This is a genomic window from Microbulbifer sp. ABF4_148 (assembly GCF_056158985.1).
Genome location: NZ_JBSWUI010000001.1, coordinates 3290078 through 3312654, shown reverse-complemented (window position 1 = coordinate 3312654; position 22577 = coordinate 3290078). Strand labels below are relative to the sequence as shown.

At 56.3% G+C, this 22577-nt stretch carries 15 protein-coding genes; 5 read left to right on the top strand and 10 right to left on the bottom strand.

The genetic code is table 11. The features are described from left to right. Positions 1-2: 2 nt before the first annotated feature. The 5 genes from ACXAD0_RS14600 to ACXAD0_RS14580 all read right to left on the bottom strand — a co-directional run bounded on the left by ACXAD0_RS14600 (position 3) and on the right by ACXAD0_RS14580 (position 5093). Positions 3-686 (bottom strand): glutathione S-transferase family protein, encoded by a 684-nt coding sequence (locus ACXAD0_RS14600; protein ID WP_475089289.1) that lies wholly within the window; start codon positions 684-686, stop codon positions 3-5. Positions 687-690: 4 nt separating this feature from the next. Further along, positions 691-1863: an acyl-CoA dehydrogenase family protein gene (locus tag ACXAD0_RS14595; protein ID WP_475089288.1), complete on the bottom strand. Its 1173-nt coding sequence runs from the start codon at positions 1861-1863 to the stop codon at positions 691-693. Positions 1864-2058: 195 nt separating this feature from the next. Continuing rightward, the gene (locus ACXAD0_RS14590) at positions 2059-3072 is read right to left on the bottom strand and encodes an AraC family transcriptional regulator (protein ID WP_475089287.1); all 1014 of its coding nucleotides are present in this window, start codon (positions 3070-3072) and stop codon (positions 2059-2061) included. 251 nt (positions 3073-3323) lie between these two features. Continuing rightward, positions 3324-4115, bottom strand: coding sequence for an SDR family NAD(P)-dependent oxidoreductase (locus ACXAD0_RS14585; protein ID WP_475089286.1), 792 nt, complete (start codon positions 4113-4115; stop codon positions 3324-3326). 9 nt (positions 4116-4124) lie between these two features. After that, a complete protein-coding gene (locus ACXAD0_RS14580) occupies positions 4125-5093 on the bottom strand; it encodes an LLM class oxidoreductase (protein ID WP_475089285.1) in 969 nt (322 codons plus the stop codon). Between the two features lie 209 nt (positions 5094-5302). Between ACXAD0_RS14580 and ACXAD0_RS14575 the strand changes: the two genes are divergently transcribed. Both ACXAD0_RS14575 and ACXAD0_RS14570 read left to right on the top strand, forming a co-directional pair. Continuing rightward, positions 5303-5872, top strand: a complete 570-nt coding sequence (locus ACXAD0_RS14575) for an NlpC/P60 family protein (RefSeq protein ID WP_475089284.1) — start codon at positions 5303-5305, stop codon at positions 5870-5872. Between the two features lie 105 nt (positions 5873-5977). Next, positions 5978-7069, top strand: a complete 1092-nt coding sequence (locus ACXAD0_RS14570) for a hypothetical protein (RefSeq protein ID WP_475089283.1) — start codon at positions 5978-5980, stop codon at positions 7067-7069. A 156-nt stretch (positions 7070-7225) separates the two neighbouring features. On the opposite strand, the gene ACXAD0_RS14565 is transcribed toward ACXAD0_RS14570, so the two are convergent. After that, positions 7226-10114 (bottom strand): TonB-dependent receptor, encoded by a 2889-nt coding sequence (locus ACXAD0_RS14565; protein WP_475089282.1) that lies wholly within the window; start codon positions 10112-10114, stop codon positions 7226-7228. A 518-nt stretch (positions 10115-10632) separates the two neighbouring features. Here ACXAD0_RS14565 and ACXAD0_RS14560 point away from each other — a divergent pair. Both ACXAD0_RS14560 and ACXAD0_RS14555 read left to right on the top strand, forming a co-directional pair. Then, positions 10633-12078 (top strand): glutamate-cysteine ligase family protein, encoded by a 1446-nt coding sequence (locus tag ACXAD0_RS14560; protein ID WP_475089281.1) that lies wholly within the window; start codon positions 10633-10635, stop codon positions 12076-12078. Further along, positions 12068-13072: a M14 family metallopeptidase gene (locus ACXAD0_RS14555; protein WP_475089279.1), complete on the top strand. Its 1005-nt coding sequence runs from the start codon at positions 12068-12070 to the stop codon at positions 13070-13072. The genes ACXAD0_RS14560 and ACXAD0_RS14555 overlap by 11 nt, the downstream gene beginning before the upstream one ends. A gap of 86 nt (positions 13073-13158) precedes the next feature. Here the strand turns inward: ACXAD0_RS14555 and ACXAD0_RS14550 are convergent, their stop codons facing one another. Then, the gene (locus ACXAD0_RS14550; RefSeq protein WP_475089277.1) at positions 13159-16284 is read right to left on the bottom strand and encodes an efflux RND transporter permease subunit; all 3126 of its coding nucleotides are present in this window, start codon (positions 16282-16284) and stop codon (positions 13159-13161) included. 12 nt (positions 16285-16296) lie between these two features. Next, positions 16297-17472 carry an efflux RND transporter periplasmic adaptor subunit gene (locus tag ACXAD0_RS14545; protein ID WP_475089276.1) on the bottom strand — a complete coding sequence of 392 codons (1176 nt, stop codon included), beginning with the start codon at positions 17470-17472 and terminating at the stop codon, positions 16297-16299. Between the two features lie 414 nt (positions 17473-17886). Between ACXAD0_RS14545 and ACXAD0_RS14540 the strand changes: the two genes are divergently transcribed. Continuing rightward, positions 17887-20607 (top strand): cation-translocating P-type ATPase, encoded by a 2721-nt coding sequence (locus ACXAD0_RS14540; protein WP_475089274.1) that lies wholly within the window; start codon positions 17887-17889, stop codon positions 20605-20607. Between the two features lie 17 nt (positions 20608-20624). Here the strand turns inward: ACXAD0_RS14540 and ACXAD0_RS14535 are convergent, their stop codons facing one another. Together ACXAD0_RS14535 and ACXAD0_RS14530 are read right to left on the bottom strand one after the other, a co-directional pair. Beyond that, on the bottom strand, positions 20625-21287 hold the full coding sequence (locus tag ACXAD0_RS14535; RefSeq protein WP_475089272.1) for an SOS response-associated peptidase family protein: 663 nt from the start codon (positions 21285-21287) through the stop codon (positions 20625-20627). Positions 21288-21391: 104 nt separating this feature from the next. Then, complete coding sequence (locus tag ACXAD0_RS14530; protein ID WP_475089270.1) at positions 21392-22549, bottom strand: low temperature requirement protein A; 1158 nt, start codon at positions 22547-22549, stop codon at positions 21392-21394. Positions 22550-22577 lie beyond the last annotated feature (28 nt).

Here is a 22577-nt window from a genome sequence, read left to right as displayed (position 1 = left end):
CTCTATCGCTTCGGTGGCAACATTCCGGTGAAATTATTGTTAGGCCTTATTGAAAACGCGCTGCTGTCTTCGCCAATTTTCATCACTTTCTGGAAGGCAGGACGGGCGCGCATCCGGTTCAGGTAGTCACGTACCTGTGGCTTGTAACGTTCATCAATTTTCAGGACTTCGCCCAGGTGCAGGGCGAACGTGATGGCGATATCGGCAATGGTAAAGCGCTCGCCGACCAGAAATTCTCGGCCATCCGCCAGAAAATGATTGAGCCTTTTCAGGCGGGCGTGGTACCACTTCATATAGTCTGTGGCTGCCTCGGCGAGCCCGCGCTCGGGGGGCTCCATAAACGTATAGCGGATATACACGGTCTGTGGAAAGGTCAGGGTGGCGTCGCTCTGAAACAACCAGTTGAGATAGTCACCGTACTCGCGATGGTCGGGCCTCACGCCAAACTCATATTTGCCATAGCGCTCGACCAGGTACAGGGGAATACCGGAAGACTCGGTCATATGTGTCTCGCCATCGACCATATACGGCACAGTCCCGAGCGGATTCACTTCGAGAAACTCCGGCTGCAGAAAGCGCGGGGGGAAGGGCAGGACTTCCACCTCGTAGTCAAAGCCCATCTCCTCCAGCGCCCAGAGCACACGCAGTGAGCGGGCGTTATGGCAGTGCCACACTTTAATCGTCATTGGTTCAGACTCCATACTGGCGCGAAGCCAGGTCGCGCATAATTTCTTCCGAGCCACCACCGATGGCATTCACGCGGACTTCACGGTAAATACGCTCGACCCGGTTGTCGCGCAGATAGCTGGCACCGCCCAGAATTTGGCTGGCCTCGCGCGCACAGTACTCCATGGTCTGGCTGCACTGGACTTTCAGCAAAGCGATGTCGCCGGGGTTGGGAGTGCCTTCGATCATTTCCCGGGTGCAGTGGTTGATGTAGGCCTGGCAGGCGTTGATGCGCTGCTTCATTTCGGCAATCTTGTGGCGGATGACCTGATGCTTGGACAGGGGCTTGCCAAAGGTGTGGCGCTGCTGTGCCCAGTTCACGGCCTCCTCGAGGCATACCCGCGCGCTGGCTTCCATGCTCACGCACAGGGCCATGCGTTCGGCGTTAAAGTTGTTCATGATCACCAGGAAGCCGAGGTTCTCCTCACCGACCAGGTGATCGACGGGGACCTTGACGTTGTCGAAGTAGAGGGTGGCCGTATCTGAACACCACCAGCCCTGCTTGCGTTCCAGCGGCGTGCGGGAGACGCCCTCGGCATCCATCGGGATTAAGAGCATGGAGACCCCGCCAGGGCCCTCGCCACCGGTGCGCACAGCAGTGGTGGTCCAGTCGGCGTTCATGCCGCCCGTAATAAAGGTTTTACAGCCGTTGACGATATAGTGGTCGCCCTCGCGGCGTGCGCTGGTCTGCAGGTTGGCGACATCGGAACCGCCACTGGGCTCGGTAATGCCCAGGGAAATGCGTTTACTGCCATTCAATACGGCTGGCACTACTTCGCGCTTGATGTCATCAGTGGCGAAGTTAACGACGGGTGGCAAGCCGATGCCGTGTACCAGCAAGGTGGCGCCAATGCCGCCGACACCAGAGCGTGCCATTTCTTCACCGACAATATTGTGGTGCCAGATATCGGTACCAGTACTGACGCCGCCATATTCCTCCGGATAGCCCAGTCCGAGTAACCCGATTTCTGCGGCTTTGGGCCAGAGCGCGTCGGGGATCTGTCCTGCTTCATCCCATTCTGCGGCGTAAGGCAGGATCTCTCGGTCGATAAAGCGGCGTAGTTGTGCGCGCCACTGTTCATGATCGGCGGTCAGGTGAGGGTTGGATAAACGAGCACTATCAAAATCTAAAGCCATCGCTGAATCTCTCAATATGTTCTCTTTATGCGTTCGGCAAAGCAGATGGCCCCGCAGACTGTAGTGAACTATGGATTGAGAGGGCCAGTAGATGCCCAATTTTAGATGCCATTCGTATGGGAATTGGTGCCATTGAAATGGTCGGCAGCGGAGGCAGAGGTGCGGGGAAGGCAAGCGGAGCGGGTGATTGGCGTGCTAGCGCTGACGATGCTCCAGAGGAGAAATCCCATGCCACGACTTGAACGCCGCAGAAAATGAGCTCTGATCGCTATACCCGAGCAAGAAGGCAATTTCGGTGACAGTGAGACGCTCGTCCGCCAGGTAGCGCGTTGCCAGTTCGGCGCGGATCTGTTGCAGCACCTGGAGGAATTGGGTTTCACGTTCCGACAGGCGGCGCTGCAGGGTACGACGGGAAAGGTTAAGGGATTCCGCCACCCGATCGATACTGATTTCACCACGGGGTAGCAGCTGCAGTATTGTCTGGCGTAACTGGGTCAGGAAGACATCCGGTGGCTCATCTGCCTGCAGCAGGTGCTCCACCGGACGCGCAAAACTCGTATTCAGCTTGCCCAGCAGGCGTGTGAGCGGGTAGTCGAGGCTCTCGCGGGAGAAGTAGAGCCCGCTGACCGGCTGTTCGAAGTGCAGATCGTCACCGAAAATCGTGCGCAGCAGAGTCAGGTCCTTTGGCTCGCTATAGGTGAAATGGGCCTGCTGCACCGGAACCGGCAGAATGCACAGTGAGTTCACAATGGCAGCTGCATTGGTCAGCACCATATCACTCAGAAATCGCTGTTGTGCACTGGCTTGCCAGAGTGGTTGCCACTCCAGTTTGAGCGATTGTTTATCGGCTCGCATCGCCACCTCGCCGATATCTCCGGTGGTGCGCAGGATACTGGGCATCAGGTTGAGGTATTCGCGAAAGGTCTGGCATACCGTCGACATGTACAGCTGCAGGTTCAGCCCGTTGATATAGCCGATCCGCCCAACAAAAATCCCGAGGTCAAAATCCTGGCTGTGCTCAGCGATCAACTCGCACAGGCGCATCACCTGGGCCACGCTAAATCGTTGCTCCGGATCTTTTAGCAGGTGCTTATCGATCCCTACTTTTACCAGCAGCGCATCAACCGGTGCGCCCAGATGTTCCCCGGCCTGAATAATGGCGCTGACAAGCGGACTGTATAGGCTCCAGTTTGGGTTCGGTCCTTTCATTGTACGCCCGCTAGCATCACACGGTTTTTTCCTGAGATCGGGCTGTTGGGGCGAAGACGCCTGTTATGATGCTGCATTGCAGTTTGGAGTGATTCCTTACATTTCTAGGGATTCATTTACGCGGCGGATCCAAATGGGGATATCTTGATATTTCGTGTATTTGTACACAAAGGACGATGTTATCCCAGTGGTGAGACCGGAACAAATGGGGAGTAACCGTGAGTATTCCGTGAATACCCACAAAGGGTTTTCTAGTCGACAAGGCCTTCAATAGTCTTCTTGACTTTTTGACAGCGCGCTATATCACGACCTGCAGGATGCGGTAGGGCGAACTGGCCGGAATCATTGTCAAAATACTTTCCGGCCGCGTTGGCAAACTGGTCAGATGTTGCAGCTTGCACCAGGATGTTAGCGCCAATACTCAGATCTTTCCCCGGGATGCCAAAGCCTTCTTTCACCATTTTACTGGCGAGTAAAGAGCCCGGATTCACAGCGATGACCACAGGTGGTTTACCGGCCAGTGCATCGGCGAGCGCCGATGTCCACATCATGAGGGCAAGTTTGCTCTGTGAGTAGGCTTCCATGGCTTCCATTTCTGAGCCATTTCCTGCCAGCGCGTCGAGATCCACCGGGGCCTGGGCGGCAGACGCCAGATTGATGACCCGTCCATTTTTGCTGAGTAACGGCATCAGTGCTTTGGTGAGGAGGTAGGGCGCAATCGTGTTGACCACAAAACGAATATCAATGCCATCGATACTGGTTGGACCCGGTACCTGCAGGACGCCGGCGTTGTTGATCAGGACATCCAGACTATGGTGATCTTTTGAGACGGCGGCTGCGAGTGACTTGACCGCATCCATTTGCGTCAAGTCGGCGATATAGCCATCCACTTTGCCCATGGGCGAGAGTTCTGCCAGGGCTTTCTGGAGCTTTTGTTCCGTGCGCCCGTGCAGTAATACATGGTGACCCTGAGCCAGTAACAGCTTCGCAGTTTCATAGCCGATACCATCGGTCGATCCGGTGATCAAAATTGTTTTGGACATGCGCTCTCTCTAGCGATTGATATTGGGTAGAACCTGGTCGGCCAGCGTATACAGTGTTTCCTCTATGTCCGCCTGGTTGAACCGCAGGTTCAGTGCGACATGGTTGATACCCAGGTCCCTGCGTGACTGCAGATAGGCCGTCAGGGCGTGCACGCCCAGTCTCAGTCCCAGGTGAATCGGCTGGGGCGGCGCATCGGGATCGTGCAGCAAGTCGATATACAGCGGTTCCATTACGGGCTTGGCCGGCCCTCCAGCTTCCTGAATACGCTTGCGCCATTCGCCGATGATTTTGCTCTGGGTCGCCGCGTCTCGCGGATAGACTATCCAACCATCCCCATGCTCTGCAATCCATTCCGTACTTTGTTGACTGCCTCCGGTCACCAACAGGGGCAGAGTGCTTGCCTGCGGTTTCGGCAGCATATCCATCGTTCCGCGCAGGGTCCCACAGGTATTGGAAAACACCGGGTAGTCTTCGCGCATTGCGCGAATATAGTCGTAGCTCTCTCGAAAGCGATCGCCACGGTTTTCGTAGGGCAGGTTGAGGGCCGGGTACTCTTCCGGGCGATCCCCGGAGGCGATGCCGAGGATCAGCCGGCCGCCGGACAGCGCGTCGACACTGGTGGCCGATTTGGCGACATGCGCAGGGTTTCTGAGTGGCAGCACCACACTGGCCACGCCCAGGGCGATACGCTGGGTGTTTCCGGCGAGATATCCGAGGTACACAAACGGGTCAAACAGTTGGCCGGCATCGCCGAAAGAGGGGACGTTAAATGGGACGTCACGCAGCCATACGGCGGAGAACCCGAGGGTCTCGGCGAGTTGTACACGCTCCAGATGGTTGGTCAGTTCGGGAACAGGGCTTCTATCGTAGCGCTCGATGGGTACGACCAGGCCCAGGCTCAGTCGTTCGGGTTTAAACGTCTGGTTGTAGCCGGTGTTGAGCGCGGGAAACTCTGGGTTTTCGGTAGAGCTCGGCATTCGGGTATCCATTAGCCATGCGCGATGCAGGTCAGGCTGTTTAGCAAGTGTAGGTGGGGTTCAGCTGGCGTTTTGTTAGGGACCGTAAACTTCCCTGGTCTGGTTGCTGGTTATTGAGTCGGGTTTTGACATCAAATCATACCTAGCCGTCGACCTGGCAAGCGTATCTCCTAAGCTGTTTAGCGCCCACAAGCAATTTGGTTTGCCGTATGACGCAATGGATACTCAGGTTTCTGTTGTTGCTGACGACGATAGCCGTGGTTGGCTGCAGTACCGCACGTGAACGGCCTGCGCCAGTTTCTGATTCGGTAGCGTCGTCAATCCCGCCCACCGAAGGGAGAGGCATACCGCATAGCGCGCCCTCCACTGGCACGGTACCCCTCAATGATCCGTTTGCCGGTGTCAAAGATCGCCTTTATCGACAGCATCAGTCGTGGAAGGGGACCCGATACCGGCTCGGTGGTATGAGTCGGAAAGGTGTGGATTGCTCAGCCTTTGTGCTGCTGACCTATCAGGAGCACTTTGACATTCAGCTGCCGCGTACAACCGGTGCACAAGTTCAGGTCGGTAAGAAAATTAGCCGAAGCCAACTACGCCCCGGGGACCTGGTGTTTTTCAAGACCGGTCGTAGATTACGCCATGTGGGGATCTATATAGAAGGCGGCAAGTTCCTGCATGCCTCGACCTCGCGTGGCGTGATGATTTCAGGCTTGAGTGACTACTACTGGAAAGACAAATACTGGACGGCACGACGCGTCGAGTTAGGTAGCAGCAAATAGCCAGAGCATCCGCCGAATGGCAACCTACACGCGGTTTGCAGCTTGGCTATATTTGATCAAATGCGAGTGAACGCCCCTCAATCTTCCTTTCTTTGCTGCCTGTTAATGTTTGCATTAGCCGGTTGCAGCCTGCATGGCCCCGATATGATGCGGTCTTCACGCATTGCCTATAACAAGGCCGTTCAGGTGAGCGACCAGCGTGAGCAATTGCTGAACCTGGTGCATTTACGCTACGACGAGGCGCCTGAATTCCTGTCTGTCAGTGGTATCTCCACGCAGATGAATGTGGACCTGCGAGGTTCATTGGGCGCGGTATTGGGCGAAGAAGGTGGTGATACCACTGCGGTGGCATCCCCAAACTTTGAGGTGCGCTATTCGGAGGCGCCGACGGTAACCTTCGTGCCGCAACGGGATGAGAAGTTTACACAACAGCTGGTTGCGCCAACGGGGCTGGATAGCGTGTATCTGTTGACGCGGTATGGCGGGGATCTTGACCGGATCCTGACACTGATGGTGGACGAGGTCGACGGTATCCCCTCAGGTACAGAGCCCTACCGAGCCATCATTCACCAGTTGGGGCATCTTCACGATATCGGGCTCGTGGATATCGAGATGAGGAGACACAGTGAAGACGTCTCACCCCTGATCACAGCGCAGCCGCCTTCCGCCGCTGACGTATTGGCTGCTGCCGAACAGGGCTATCGCTTTGAGGCCCGGGGGGCGGGCTACGTCCTGACCACCCAGGTTTCTTCCTACATGCTTTCGTTCCAGCCGCAGGCGTGGACGGTCGGGAGTGCGGGTTCGGTCGCCAATCTCCTGCAGCTGACGCCGGGCGCTTCTTACTACGAGCTCGATCCCGGCAATGGTGCCGATACCGGAGCCATCGAGATCACCACGCGATCGGTGCTCGGCGCAATGAAATACCTCTCCAACATGGTGGAAATACCGGCGGCGCATCAGGGCATCGTCCGTTCGGCAGTCTACACGCCCGAACCCATGCTTCAGGTGCGGGTTTCGCCAGAACCCGTCGAGGATGCATTTCTGTCAGTGCAGCATCGCGGCTACTGGTTCTACGTCGCGGACACAGATGTTTCCAGTAAGAGAACCCTGGGGCTGCTGACCTCTCTGGTGCGTCTGACGATCACGGCTGGTGGTGCGGAAAATGTGCCGGTGCTGACTTTGCCGGTTACTCGTTAAAGGTCTGAATACCCGTGGAGAAGTGCAGCAGGTGTGGTGGGAGCGTGGAACCTGCGGTGGAGGAACGTCTGCAGGTGTGGATCTTGATAAAAAAGGCCAGCTCAAAAACTGAGCTGGCCAAGCTGGAAACCGAATCCTGTGGTTTCGAGAGAGAACTTAGAACTTTGCGCTAACGCCCAGGATAAAGCGACGGTCTGTCTCCATTACCTGGAATACCGTACCGGTAGCGCCGGTATTGATGGTGGGCTCGGCAGTCAGGTTGGTGACGTTGGCCACGACGGTAATGTCGTTGGTGATGTCGTAGGTTGCTGACAGATCCACCTGCTTCAGGTCTTCGCGATAGTCATTGCCCAGAGTGGGGTCATCCGGATTGGCACCGACGCTGATGCCCAGTGGACGAACACGCTTGGTGTCGTTGTTGTCCAGGAAGCGGTCACGGTAGGTGTAGGCCAGTCGAACACCAAATGCGCCGTACTCATAGTACAACTGCGTATTGAAAGTGTTCTCGGAGATGTCCTCCAGTGGTACGCCGTCCGGGTCTTCACTGTCAGAGTAGGTGTAGTTGGCAGTCAGGCCCAGGCCAGACCAGGCGCCTGGCAGAAAGTCGAAGGCCTGCTGGTAGCCCAGTTCAAAGCCCTGGATTTTGCCTTCCTCACCATTGGTGACCAGGTCGGTTTCGATACCCATTTCCGAGATTGGCGTATTCTCGTTGGCATACTGGATTGGCCCTTCCGCATTCCACAGACAGATCTTTTCATAGTCGTCGGTGTTGGACAGGGTGCTCACGATCTCAGGCAGGTTGGCGCAGGTAGAGGTGCTCTTCAGGAAGGAGGCTACGTCCTTGTAGAACAGCGCCGCAGACACCATGTTGCCCTCGCCGAAGTAGTGCTCGGCAGAGATGTCGTACTGGGTTGCACGATAGGGCTCCAGTGCCGGGTTGCCGCGATCCGCAGCAATATATGCATCGCGGAACTGGTAAGCGGGGCTGAGCTCACCGAAGTCGGCGCGACGCATCACCTTGCCGGCCGCAAAGCGCAGCAGGGTATCGTCGTTGACATCCCAGGTGACATTCAGGCTGGGCAGGAAGTCGTCATAGTTGGTGCCGTCTGTGACAACTTCGGAAACGCCGTCCACGTCCTGATACGCACTGGATTCGATGTCAGTATCGACGTAACGACCACCAACGACTGCGCGCACGGCGCCGAAGTCGAGATTCGCCTGCACATACATGGCTGATGTCTCTTCGGTAATCGCCGAGAAACCACTCTCCATGTACTCGAGGTTGTCTGCCAGACTGCCATTCACTTCGTAGTTGGTGCCTGCCAGAAGCTGCTGCACGATATCGAAGGTGGCGGACTGATTCTTCAGCAAACTTACATTAAAGGCATTGATGTTGGCGAGATCGTATGCGCCGCTGGTGCCGGTATGTTCGAAGGCATCGTTAAAGTTGTAGTTCTGGATAACGCCGGGGAACTGCGCGGCGATATCTTCCATCCAGATAATATCCGGATTGCCTTCGCTATCGGTCAGGTCCTTATAGATATTGGTCAGACGGAACTGGCGCTGGTTCTGTTCAAACTCTCGATTGGTAAAGCGCACACCAGTCTTGACTGCAGATACCCACTCCAGACCAAAAGGTTCGGCATATTCCACGTCGAAGCGGAAAGCATCTTCCTGGTTGACGACAAAAGTGCGGGTGTCTTCATAGCGGCGGAAGGCCTGATTCTGCTGATCGGCAAACACGAAGCCGTCTGCAAAATCCACTACCGGTGCACCGTTCGCACTGTTGGTGAAAGTTACCGGTACATACCATTGGTTGGAATCCGGATGGCCATCACCTTCCAGCGCCTGCTCGATGCCACGGAAGCGGAATTCGGATTTCGGCGTATAGGTATCGGACTCCGCCATGCTGTATTCGGCAGACACTTTTAGCTGGTCCGTAAAGTTCCACTCACCACCCAATGCATGGCTGAACGAGTCGGTATTACGGAACTCAGAAGCCGCAGTCTGGATCGGCAATACACTTTCGTAGGTGAAGTTCTGTAGCTGGCCGTTGCCATCTTCGTAGGTCACGCCAGGCGTCGTGACCGGCGTGCCGCCAACGTGCAGGATGGAGAAGGCTTCCTGGCTACCGCTACGCTCAGTGGCGTTCAGGTCCAGGTAAACCGAACCCTGCTCGGATGCCGGGGCCCATTGCAGAGATACATTGAAAGCAGTGCGCTCGCGTTGTTCTGTACGCGGGTTGTAAGTGTGCTCTCGGCCATAAACGTAATTACCGCTCGGTGTATTTTGCGCAGCGTCGGCGCTGGTGATCTCACCGTCATTGTTGAAATCCACCTGGCCTACCTGCAGCTGCAACAGGGACTCGTCACGGCGCAGGGTGCGATCCTGGTGGGAGACCAGGGCCATCGCACCGAAGGTGCCAGCTTCACCGAGATCCCAGCTGTTGCCCACCGAGCTGTTGAGAATCGGGGCCCAGTTGTCGGCTTTGTCGGCGTACTCACTCTGGAAAGAGACGGCAGCCACAGGCGCGTTGAGGTCCAGCGGACGTGCGGTTTCGAGATTAATTGTGCCGCCCAGTGCACCCTCGATCATTTCCGGGGTAGGGGACTTGACCACTTCGACTTTGGACAGGAAAGCAGAAGGGAAGTCCTGGAAGTTAATCCCATTACGGCCATCGCCCAGGGTGGAACGGCCGTTAATTTCGACGCGGTTTTGTTTGAGGCCGCGAATGGACACTTCGGAGCCAACGCCGAAGTCACGGTTGATGGACACACCGGTGACGCGTTGCAGTGCTTCGGCGATATTGTTGTCGGGCAATTTGCCGATATCTTCGGCAACAATGGCGTCGACAATGCGGTCGTCATTGCGTTTGGCGTCGACGGCAGCTTCAAGGCTGTGGCGGATGCCGACGGCGACAACTTCCTCGAGTTCGGTGGCCTCTTGCGCCATGAGTGCGGGCGCGGCCATAGCGGAGGCCGAGAGCATCAGTATGCTGAGATCCCTCTTCACACTGTGCGTGTCGAATTTCTTATTCGTTTTCATCGTTTGATTTCCCTCATCTTGAATACAGCTTGACTGTTGTTATTTGCTGCAACGCGAGTTAAACCAATCGGTCTATTTTCTGTCAACCAAATAATAAATAAATGTTACATATTGGTAATGCCAATATTATTAAGTTGCTGAAATTAAGGGTCTTTTTGAATTAGGGGATTTTTGGCGACAATCATGCTGAATTTATAGGCCATTGTTAATAGTCTGGATTTTTATTATTGGCCTAACCAATTTTGCGGGTTTGGGTGTCACGAGAAGTGCGCGTGTGTAATTCGGACTCTGGCGATTGCAGGCGAATAAATCCTCTTCTGCATCGTCGAAGGTAATTCGTGCGCCAAAGAGGTCATCAGGCACGGTTCGAGATGTTGAATGAGGAGACAGCGTGACTTGATCTAGATCATTCGAAAGCCAATTAGTGCGTGAGGGAATACGTCCGGCGTACGGAAACGCCAGACGTGTGGAGTATGCTGGCTTTATCTACATTTCACTGCAGGGCCAGGGAGATTGCGATGGGTCAGGAAATTGATACGACTGAATTCAGCGAAGCCGATGAACAGGAATTTCGGCGTCGCTTACGCACCGAAACCAATATTCTCAACCGCTGGTTCAAGCAGGAACGTTTTGAAGTGCCGGAAAGGCCTATGTGCGGGCTGGAGTTGGAGGCATGGCTTACCGATAGTGACTTTGTGCCCGCCCCCGAGAGCGAGGCGTTTTTGGCCAAGGTCAATGATGAATTGGTGGTGCCAGAAATCTCCCGTTTCAACTTCGAGTTAAACAGCATTCCGAGTGCGATTCAGTCGACCGTTTTCAGCGAGTTGGATACAAACCTGTCTGCATTGTGGAACACCTGCACCAGGCAGGCGGAGTCGATGGGGTTGCGAGCGATCTCCATCGGGTCCTTGCCGACGATACGCGCCAATATGCTGACGCTCGATCAAATCTACCCAAGCAAGCGTTACTTCGCGTTGAATAAGCGCATTATGAAGATGCGTCGCAATCGGCCACTGGTGCTTTCCCTCGAGGGCAAGGAATTATTGGAGGTCTCTCATCCCGATATCATGCTGGAAGCCGCTGCGACTTCAGTGCAGGTCCACTTGCAAGTTGCGCTTGCCGAAGGCAAACGATTCTTCAATGCGTCGACCATTGCTTCTCCGATCATGGCCGCTGTTGCGGCGAACTCGCCCTTTTTATATGGCAAGGCGTTATGGAGTGAGACACGGATTCCGATTTTCGAGCAGGCAGTGAATTTGGGCAGCTTCCGCAATCTCGATGGTTCCGTTGCCAAGCGGGTCTCTCTGGGGAATGGCTATGTGCGGGAATCCCTGCTGGAGTTGTTTCTCGAGAACCTGGAAGGTTACCCGGTACTGTTGCCGGACAATTACGACCGCAGCCCGGATGAACTCAGCCACCTCCGTCTGCACAATGGGACGATCTGGCGCTGGAACCGTCCTCTGGTGGGCATCGGGGAGGACGGGACGCCCCATCTGCGCATTGAGCATCGGGTACCCTCGTCGGGCCCCTCGATACCCGACGTGGTTGCCAACACGGCCTTCTTTCTTGGGCTTGCTACTTATCTCGCCAGGTTGCCAGAGCCCCCGGAAGATCAACTGCCATTTGCCGCAGTAAAGGAGAACTTCCTCAGGGCATGCAAGGACGGGCTTAATGCGGAAATCGCCTGGATCGATGGCAAGACCTGGAATTTGCAGAAGCTGGTATTGCAGGTGCTTATCGGCCCGGTAGAGGAGGCTCTGGTGTCCCTTGGCGTCGAACAGGAGGACATTTACCGCTATATAACCAGAATCATCCGGCCACGGGTTATCACCGGGCAGAATGGCTCGAACTGGCAGCGGGCTTTTATCAATACCCACGGACCCAACTTCCAGCGATTGCTGGAAACCTATTATCAGTACCAGAAGCAGGACATTCCTGTACATGAGTGGAAAAGTGAAGCTTAGGTTTCTGGATTCTCTGCCTGCGGCATTCTATACCATCGATCACCCGCGCGAGCTTCTGGGTGTATTGGGAGGCCCCACGGTGGTGTCTCTGGAAGGAAAGGCATCTGAGCCGCTGATGCTGAGTACCTTATTGCACGGCAATGAGACAACCGGATTTTTCGCCTTGCAGCGGCTGTTGCGGACATATCGCGAGCGTGCCTTGCCACGCTCGCTCATCATTTTCTTCGGTAATCTGGAAGCCGCGGCACAAGGGGTCCGGCATTTACCCGGCCAGCCCGATTTCAATCGTATCTGGGGTGGAGGGGAAACACCTGAGGCCAATATGGCGCGGCAGGTAGTGCGCTATGCCCGTGAGCGCGGTGTCATTGCCAGTGTTGATATCCATAATACAACTGGAAGAAATCCCTACTATGCGTGTATGAACCGGACCTCTGAGGATTTCCTGCAGCTGGCCCGGGGCTTCACTGACATTGTCATTTACTTCACCGAACCCCATGAAGTGAATTCGAATGCGTTTGCCAAGTTGTGCCCTTCAGTGACCTTGGAGTGTGGGTTGCCCGGTGAGCCCGAGGGGGTTGAGCATCTGTATCAATATCTCGAATCCCTGTTAATCAGGGATCCCGAGCAACCACTGGGTACCGGTAGCCATCGGGTCTTCCATACGGTCGCGCGCCTCAAGCTGCCATACTTCTGTGCGTTTGATTTTGATTTTGAGGAAAATACACAAAAGGACTTTTCGTTTGTTCGCGGATTTGATCGGCATAACTTTGAGGTGATCAAGAAGGGATCAGTACTCGCGTACACCCGGCAGGGTGGGCCACATCTCGCGGCGCTCGATAATAACGACAGGTTGGTAACGGAAAGCTACTTTGCGTTTCAGGAGGGCAAAGTGATCACCCGAAGGGACATTATCCCTTCAATGTTTACCACCGTTGCAGAGGTAGCACGGGAGGATTCCCTGGGATACTTGATGGAGCCGTATCGTGGAGATTGACGTGTAGCCAGAACGGCTGGAGTGGGGGAGTATCCCCACCATGACCGGAGCGCTAGCGTCACTCCGATCATGGTGGGGACGGTCAGTTAGGAGCGGGACAGCTCGGCGTTATTCTCTGGTGCAGTCCGGAGCAACGATTGCTTAATCCGGGAGCCGAATGCGCCGATATCGAGCCCGATGGCATACATGGCGGGTACCAGCAGCAGGGTGACGAAGAAGGCTACGAAGACCCCGAAGGCCAGAGCCACTACGATAGGCTGCAGGAAGGCCGCCTGGATACTGCGCTCCAACATCATCGGAACCAGGCCAACGATAGTGGTGATGGTGGTCAGCAGGATAGGACGGAATCTCGCCACACCGGCTTCCACAATCGCGTCTATGGCTTTGATGCCCTGGCTGCGCAATCGATTGCAGTGATCCATCAGGACCAGGTTGTCATTGACCACAACACCGGCCGCGGCAGCGATACCAAAGTAGCTGAAGATCGCCATAGTCATCCCCATGACACCGTGCCCAAGAATTGCGCCCAGGAAGGCGAACGGGATGGCCACAAGAATCAGGAGGGGCTGGGAGTAGCTGCGGAAGGCGACTGCCAGCAAGCTGTACATGCCGAAGAACGCCATGATGTAGAGGCCCATCACCTCCTGAATAAAGCGTTTTTCGCCCTCCGCCTGGCCGACAGAGCCACGCGCGATGCCAGGGTAACGCTTCTCCCACTCCGGGAAGAAGTTTTCATTCAGGTCCTTCATGATGTCCCCACGGACATCATCCTTGAGGTCCGCCATAACGCGCGCCGCGCGGTTGCCGTTCCAGCGCTGGATGCGCTTGATGCCCGGGGCATACTCCAGTTCGGCGATCGCCAGCAGGGGGACTTCGTGGCCATCGGCGGTGCGCACGCGGAGGTCCTTCAGGCTTTCGATCGAGCGACGGTCCTCCAGCGGATATCGCACCATGACCTTGACGTCCTGGCCCGCGCGGGGCAGACGCTGGACCTCTTCGCCAAAATAGGCCTGACGTACCTGGCGGTTCACATCGGCCAGGGTCAGTCCGAGTTTTGCCGCACCCGGCTTCAGGTCGATACGAATTTCTTCGGAAGCACCCTCGAGGTTGTTGCGTACATCGTAGAGGCTCTCGTAGGTACGCAGCTGGGTTTCGAGCTCCGCCGTAGCCGTACGCAGAACGTCGAGATCCGGATGGCGAATAGAAAGTTCGAAGCCCGGGCCGTTATCGTTCAGTGAGTAGCGCACTGACACTTCTTTTGCGTCGGGGATATCGCCAATCAGTTCACGCAGGCGCAGTGCGGCATCCTTTGCCGACATGTCGCGCACTTCCGGGGGAGCCAGCTGCACGATAGCCATGACGCTGTCGCGACGGGAGCGGGTGTACCAGTTCTCGATCAGCGCACCTTTACCCTCGGTACGCTCATTGACCTCTTCTTCCAGCTGTTTTTCAGCGCGTTGCAGCTGAGCCAGGATTTCCAGTGCGCGGCTGTAGGGCGCGCCTTCTGGCATGGTCACATTGACGATGACTTCAGTGGATTCGATATCGGGCATAAAGCCTTTCTTGATCCAGCCACTGCCGAAAGCGCCAAAGCCGATCATCAGCGCCGCAACAAAGATGCTCACGGTCAGGTAACGACGATCCACTGCCCACTGGCCGATGCCGCGATAGTGGTTTTGTGCAAAGTAGATGATGCTGTCGGCAATGCGCTTTTGTACCCGTCCGAAGCGTCCGAGCTTGGTGCGGGGCTTCAGGTTACGCAGGTGCGCCGGCAGGATGAACAGACACTCGACCAGGGAGAATACCAGCGCAAGGATTACCACCCAGGTAATGTGACGAGTAAATTCGCTGGTGGAGCCACTGATAAAGAGCCATGGCAGGAACGCGAAGATCGTTGTCACGACCGCAAACACTACCGGCTTGGCGACCAGCTGGGTGCCAAGCACTGCAGCACTCAGTGAATTTTTATGCTCCGGGTTGTGGGATTCGGTATGGATACTTTCCCCGACCACAATCGCATCGTCCACCACGATACCCAGCACCAGCAGGAAGGCGAAGGTGGAGAGCATGTTCAGTGAGACACCGACGCTGGGCAGCAGTACAAACGCACCCGCATAGGCGGTGGCAATCCCCACGGCGACCCAGAAGGCCACTTTCGGGCGCAGGCTGAATACCAGCACCAGCATCACCAGCAGCAGACCTTGCAGGGCTGAACTACCAATGGTGTTCATGCGTCCCTTGAAGTCTTCGGCGTTGTCCGTCCACAGTGTGAGCTGGGCGCCGCCGGGCAAGGTTTCACTGCGCTCCGCAATCCATTTGCGAATGGAGTCCGAGGCGGTGACGATATCCATCGTTTCGGTGGTCATGACCTGCAGGAGTACTGCCGGCTCACCGTTCAGGGTCGCGAGGATTTCGTTATCTTCAAAGCCATCTACCACGTTGGCTACATCGCGTACTCGAATGGTGCCGCCGTCTGCAGTCTGGCGCACGATGATGTCGCCAAATTCCTGTTCGCTATCCGCCTGGTTGCGGACCTTGAGCTGATAGGCGCCCACCTCAGTACGTACGGTGCCCGCAGACTGGTTGATGGAGTTTGAGCGAATGGCGTTGGCGACTTCCTGGAACGTCATGCCATAGCGACGCAGCGCCTGTTCGCTGACCTCAATGGAGACTTCCTCCATACGGGTGCCGAACAGTTGCACCACTGAAATGGCGGGTAGTGAAGCGGCTTCCCGGCGTAACTGCTCAGCCAGTCGCTTCAGTTCACGCTCGCCCAGGTCACCGTGTACGGCAACGCGGATATATTCATTGCGGTTTACCCACTGACGCACCTGAGGCGGTTCAATATCGCGTGGAAAAGAGGAAATACTATCGACGCGGATTTTGATCTCGTTCATAAAGCGGGAGAAATCCACGTCACTCTCGGCGAGAATGTAGACCCCACCGTAGCTTTCCGCTGAGGTCGAGCGCACCCACTCGATATTATCGAGATCGCTGACCGCTTCTTCGATCCGCGCAACAATCTGCTCTTCCACTTCCTGTGGTGCAGCGCCGGGCCATGAAACCTCAATTTCCAGGCCGGGGAAGCGTACCTGTGGGTCCATTTCCCGCTCCATCATGCCGAAGCCGAGAAAGCCCGCCACGAGGATGCCCACCATTGCGAGGTTGGCGGCAACGTGGTTGCGCGCCCACCAGTCAATCAGTCTATTCATGTGCTTACTCCGTTACCGCTGGGCCAGCTGGGTGATCGGCTGGACTTCCATGCCGTCAACGGCGTTGGCAATAGTCGAAGTCACCACACGCTCACCATCCGCGAGGCCAGAAGCGACCACCACACGGTTTTCCGATGTGGACAGGACTTCCACGGTACGGATGTCGAGGCGATTATCTTCATCAATCACGTAGACCTTGTCGGCATTGCGCAGGGCGTCACGTGGCATCACCAGTGCCTGGTACGGCTTTACGCCCTCTGCCTCGGCGGTCACAAAGAGACCCACCGCGAGCGGGGCGCCGTCGCTGGCGCCAGCGCCATAGGGGTCTTTCACCTCGGCTACCGCATAGATCAGGCGGGTCTGCTGGTCGACGGCTGCCTGGGTGCGCACAATCTGGCCCTGCCAGTGGCGAACTTCGCGTCCGACGGCGGCAGAGAGGGTGACTTCAGGTCCCGGGCGTTTTTCGCTGGAAACGAAGCCCATGGGCAGGTCCAGTTCCTGCAGTTGGGAATCTGTCAGCGGAAGGCGGATCTCTACGCGATCGGTGGCAAATACCCGACCGAGTGCCTTGCCTGCGGTCACATATTCACCAACACCGACGTCGCGGCTGATCACGCGTCCGCGGAACGGCAACTTGATACGGGTGCGCGCCAGATTCAGCTTGGCGTCAGCCAGCTCGGCCTTGGCGGAACGCAGGCGCGCTTCGGCCTCTTCAACCTGCGGCTTGTTGACCTGCAGCGGGGTGGGTTGTTTGTTCGGGTTGATGGACAGCCACTGCTGGCGCTTGATCTGCGCCTGGGCCTCGGCCTGCAGCAGCAGGACTTCGGCCTGCTCGACGCCGGCCTCAGCGCGTGCGAGGGCGAGCTTGTAGTCGCTGTCGTCGAGCTGGATGAGTGTCTCACCGGATTTGAAGCCCGCGCCCTCAGCGAAGCTGTCGGCGATCGCAACGATACGCCCGGAAACCTGCGGGGTCAGGTCAATCTCGGTATGGGCCCGGACTTCCCCCTGAGTGCTGACCGCCAGATGGACAGACTCCTCACGAGCCTGTGAATACATCAGCGATACCAGGCGCTGCTCTTCTTCCTTTTTTTCGGGCGCAGGTTTTGATGCGCTCAATACCTGTACCACCCCAAAACCGAGCGCCAGCACCAGTACCGGTGCTGCTCCTTTCAAATATTTCTTGTTCATTGGTCTCATCTTGCCTGGATAGAGAGTTCGCCAACGGTTACCGCTGGCATTAATGGACCCGATCAAATCAGGAAACCCCAAAGCTTGGCTATGGGCTGCCGCTGTGAATAAGCCGGAAAGAGTCGGATCAGCGGTAGATGCCCGTGGCCATCGTTTCTATTGACTATGCGGGTTGCACGTTTGGATGCAGGGCTCGAAAAACTTTTTGGACGAAATGGATGATTTTGGCGACAGGATGACAGCGGGCTCCGGGTGATGCCCGGCGGGATTCCAGTGGGGCTGCGCAAAACTGTCAAAAGTTGAGCAAACATTGATCAGTTGCCGGGCCTCCTTTGCCCTCAGCCTGAACTATCCTGAGTTCGCCGAAAGCATTGTATGCCATGGATTGCCGGATTTAGCCAGAGAAATCCCCTTATGGAAAAAGCGTGGTTTCAGCGGTCAGTCGATGACACGCTCTCAGAGCTGGATGTCGATGTGGAACAGGGACTCAGTGCGCCAGCGGCGGAGGACCGGCTGCGTTCGGCTGGTCCCAACAAGCTCGCCGAAGTGCGACGGCAGTCGACCATTGCGCTCTTCCTGGAACAGTTCAAAAACCCCCTGCTGATCGTGCTGATGATCGGCGCAGCCATTTCTTTCTATGCCGATCACGTTGTCGATGCCATTGCGATTGCCGTCATCGTATTAATAAACGCCACCATCAGTTTTGTGCAGGAATTCAACGCCGCCAAGTCGATGGCCGCACTGAAGGGGATGGCCGCGCCCAGCGCATTTGTGCGCCGCTCTGGTCAGTGGGTGGATGTGCCCGCGGAGGCGCTGGTACCGGGGGAAATCCTGCGCTTAAACACCGGTGACATCATTGCTGCCGATGTCCGCATCGTTGAGTCGAACAATCTTCAGGTGGACGAGGCGGCACTGACCGGGGAATCCGAGCCTGTGCACAAAGAGGTGGAAGTCATTCAACCTGATCGGGTGCCACTGGGGGATCAATTTAATCTGGGTTTTGCCAGCACCATTATCACGGCCGGGACAGGCGTGGGTATCGTGATTGGCACGGGCATGGATACCGAGGTGGGCAAAATTGCGCATCTCATGGCGTCTGCCGAGGAGCCGATGACGCCGCTACAACAGCGTATCCGCAAGCTCTCGCACATTCTCGTTGGCGCTGCCCTCGCCGTAGTGGCGGGGATTATTGGTATTGGCATCCTGCATGGCATGGACTTGATGGAGATGCTGAATACCGGCATATCCTTGTCCGTTGCGGCAATTCCAGAAGGGTTGCCCACAGTTGTCACCATTGTTTTAACGATGGGTTCGCAGCGAATGGCCAGAGGCAATGCACTGGCGCGCAAGCTGTCGGCGGTCGAGACACTGGGTTCTACTTCGGTGATTTGTTCAGACAAGACCGGCACGCTGACACAGAACCAGATGCAGGTAATGGCGATCTGGGCAGGGGGCGCTTACTGGCGGGTGAACGGCCAGGGGTTTAACCCGCAGGGGACTTTTGTGGCGGGGGACGGAAAAGAAGTCGATCCACAGAAGGATCCCGACCTCAAACTGGCCCTTATCATCTCTGCGCTGTGCAACGAAGCCACGCTGACCACGCGTGATGGTCTGCCGGCAATTCAGGGCAACCCCACGGAAGGCGCCTTACTGGTGGCGGCCACCAAAGCGGGACTTTCTCGGGAGCAGCTTCTGAGTGAAGGCTACTCGATCATCAAGAAGTTCCCGTTTGATTCCACACGCAAGATGATGAGTGTCATTGTGCGGACACCACAAGGTGCACACTTGCTCGCCGCCAAAGGTGCACCGGATGTCGTGTTAACGCGGGCAGTAAAGATGCGGCGTGACGGGCAGGAGGTATCCGTCGACGACGAGTCTCGGGGGAGTGTGGAAAAAGCCATTTCTTCATTTGGCGAACGCGCATTGCGTACGTTGGCCATCGCATACCGCACGCTGGATTCCGCCGAGGTCAGCGCTGCAGAAGATGGCCCCGCTGCTGAAAACATTGAGCAGCAGATGGTATTGCTGGGTATCCACGGCATTATGGATCCACCGCGACCCGAGGTAATTGATGCGGTGGCCGAATGCTGGAGCGCCGGAGTGCGAACCATCATGATCACCGGTGATCATGCAGCGACCGCCCGCGCGATTGCGGAAGAAATTGGTATCCGGCGCAGTGAGGAGGACCTGGTGTTTACCGGCGCAGAGCTGGATGGACTATCTGACCGCGAGCTGCAAAATGTGGTGCCCCATGCTTCTGTCTTTGCCCGGGTATCACCTGAGCACAAGCAGCGAATCGTCAGGGCACTTCAGGCCAATGATCAGGTTGTCGCCATGACGGGAGATGGTGTCAATGATGCACCCGCGCTGCGCAATGCGGATATTGGCGTGGCCATGGGCATTGCCGGAACCGCCGTCGCCAAAGATTCCGCGGATCTGGTGCTGCTGGATGACAACTTTTCCACGATTGTGGCGGCGGTATCGGAAGGTCGGCGTATCTACGACAACATCCGCAAGTTCATCCGCCAGGCGCTCACCGCCAACGTCGCGGAAGTTTCGGTCATTCTGTTTGCATTTATGCTGATGGGGGATGATCCGTTGTTGCCGATTACCGCCCTGATGGTGTTATGGATCAACCTGATCAGTGATGGTATACCGGCCCTTGCCCTAGGTTTGGAACCGGCGGAGCCCGATGTGATGGATCGCCTGCCGCGCAGCCGCGATGAAAGCTTTTTTGCCGATAACCTTGGTGCGCGCATTGTCATTCGGGGGTTGGCGCTGGGATGGATCAGTTACTGGTTATTTGATTTCGCCCTGGGGCGTGGGCGACCGTTGGAGTACGCGCAAACCCTGGCGTTTACCACGCTGATTTTTGCCCAGCTCTGGCATATTTTTGATGCGCGTACCTTTTCAACGCTTTATCACGCCAATCCTTTTACCAATCGCTATCTGTTAATGGCAGTGGGTATCGCGGCCTGCCTGTCCTTATTGGTGGTCTATACGCCTATCGGTAATCTGGTTTTTGGCACGGTACCATTGACTCCCAAGCATTTGCTGATGGTTATCACGATTGCGGCGCTGCCAACCTTTGTACTGTCCGGATTGAAAGATATCTTCAACCTGAAATTTATTTAGTGGGAAGATCCGCCCCGCTAGAGCAGGGGCGGGTTTGATTCCACCGGTTGCTTCTCGCCGCGATATTCCGTTGAGGTTGCCCTCACCAGGGGCTGTACCGTGAGGTGGTGGCCTGTTCGGGTGATGGACGGGATCAGGTAATGTTCGAACGCTTTGGTATCCTCACCGCCAAAAAGCCATTCTTCGATGAACCCGGTATCCTGAGGGGCAATCATCGGCAGGCTCTTTTCGTGGTATTGCCGGGTTGACGGGTGGGCATCGAGGGTGATGATTGCGCAGCTCAGCAGATCCCCCCAGGTTTTGTATAGCCCGCAAAAGAAGAATGGTGCTCCGTAGCTGAATTCCACCGGGTTTTCACCACGCTGGGATTCGACCCACGCAGTGGCAGGAATCAGGCAGCGGGATTTGCGGTATTCCGGCCGCGTCGGCAACTTTTTCCAGTTGGAATTGATCGACCAGTATTTCTTGTGGGGTTTCCAGCCGTCGCCATCGCGTTCCAGATACAGGTGCCAGATCGCGTTCTCCAGATCGGGAAACCCGTGGCGCCCGGTAATGATGGAGACTTTCTGTGTCGGACGACGGCGCCTGCCCAGAATCAGGTTTTGCGGGTGCTCGGTACCGATTTCTTCCAGGAAGCGCTCCATCCCAGCGTGGTCGTCTACGTCAAATACGCTGCACATTCTCTGCTCTCCCAGCTGACACTTCACCGGTGGTGATCGTCGGTTAGGTAGATTATGGAGTCTGCCGGTGAAGAAATGGAAGGGCGGGGTGAACCTGGTACCCGTCAGACTTCCCGGTTTCGTGGAATCAGATGATCTTTGACGGGGCAGCGTCGGAACATTCGGAATGACAACAGGACGTAGATCAGTGACGCCGCGCTGATACCCATCAGGGAATACTGGATATTGGGGAGCAGGGTACTGGCCAGGGTAATGGTCAGCACGATCATTGAGTTGATCAGAATGCCCTTTCGCCAGGGCGGGAACAGTTGCCAGTAGGGCATTTGCTTGCCCAGATAAAAGACGATCATGCCGCCAATCGCGAGTCGGTCAAACGTGACGCGATTCAGGTCATCCATGATGGTGTAATGAATCATGTCCGCCAGCAGCAACAGGCCAATGCACAGCAGCAGGTGCGACAGCGTCAGCAGGTTGCCCGAAGAGAGACGCGAAGCACGCTCCAGTAACGGAAATGCATCGTAATAGATCCACCAGAAACCCCAGACCATGGCAAAGCCGCTGACGGCGGCGGCAACCCGCAGCGGTGTCCAGTCTACCTGGGAGAGACTGCCCACGATCGTCATGACCGATTCGCCCAGCAGAATGATGATCATCAGGCCGATGCGCTCAACCAGGTGTGAGCGGTGTACGGGGTGCCTGGAAGCGTTGTGGCGCAGGATGCCCTGCCAGGAAATATCGATGACGATACCGAGATAAAACACCACATATTGAGTGGCGCCTTCCAGAAACAGCGAAGCACCGCTGACCAGCGCACCAACGGTGATCGCGCTGCCAATAAATTGGGCGCATCGCAGTCGCTCTTGGTCTTTTCGATAAACCGCGAAGTACATCCCTGCGAGAATCAACCGAATCACCACATAGGTGGTCACATACTGGTCGAATTTCCCATCCAGACTTTGTTCGGAATAGGTCGACAGCACGACCACCAGCGCCATAATCAACAGGGCAACAACGCGATGGGTGCGGTCATCCTGGTCGAACCGGTTGGAGTAGAGCGTGTGGGTCATCCATATCCACCACACGGGAATGAACACCAGCGGGAAGCGCAGTAATTGATCCAGGGTGAGATGCCCCTGCACCGTGCTGGCAAGGTCCTCGGAAACGGCACTGATGACGGCGACAAAGACCAGGTCGAAGAACAGCTCGAGCCAGGTTGCCCGACGGTTGTCGGTTTGAACGAGCGTTCGATCCTTAACGGGCATGGAACCGCACTGAGACTGTCTTTACCGC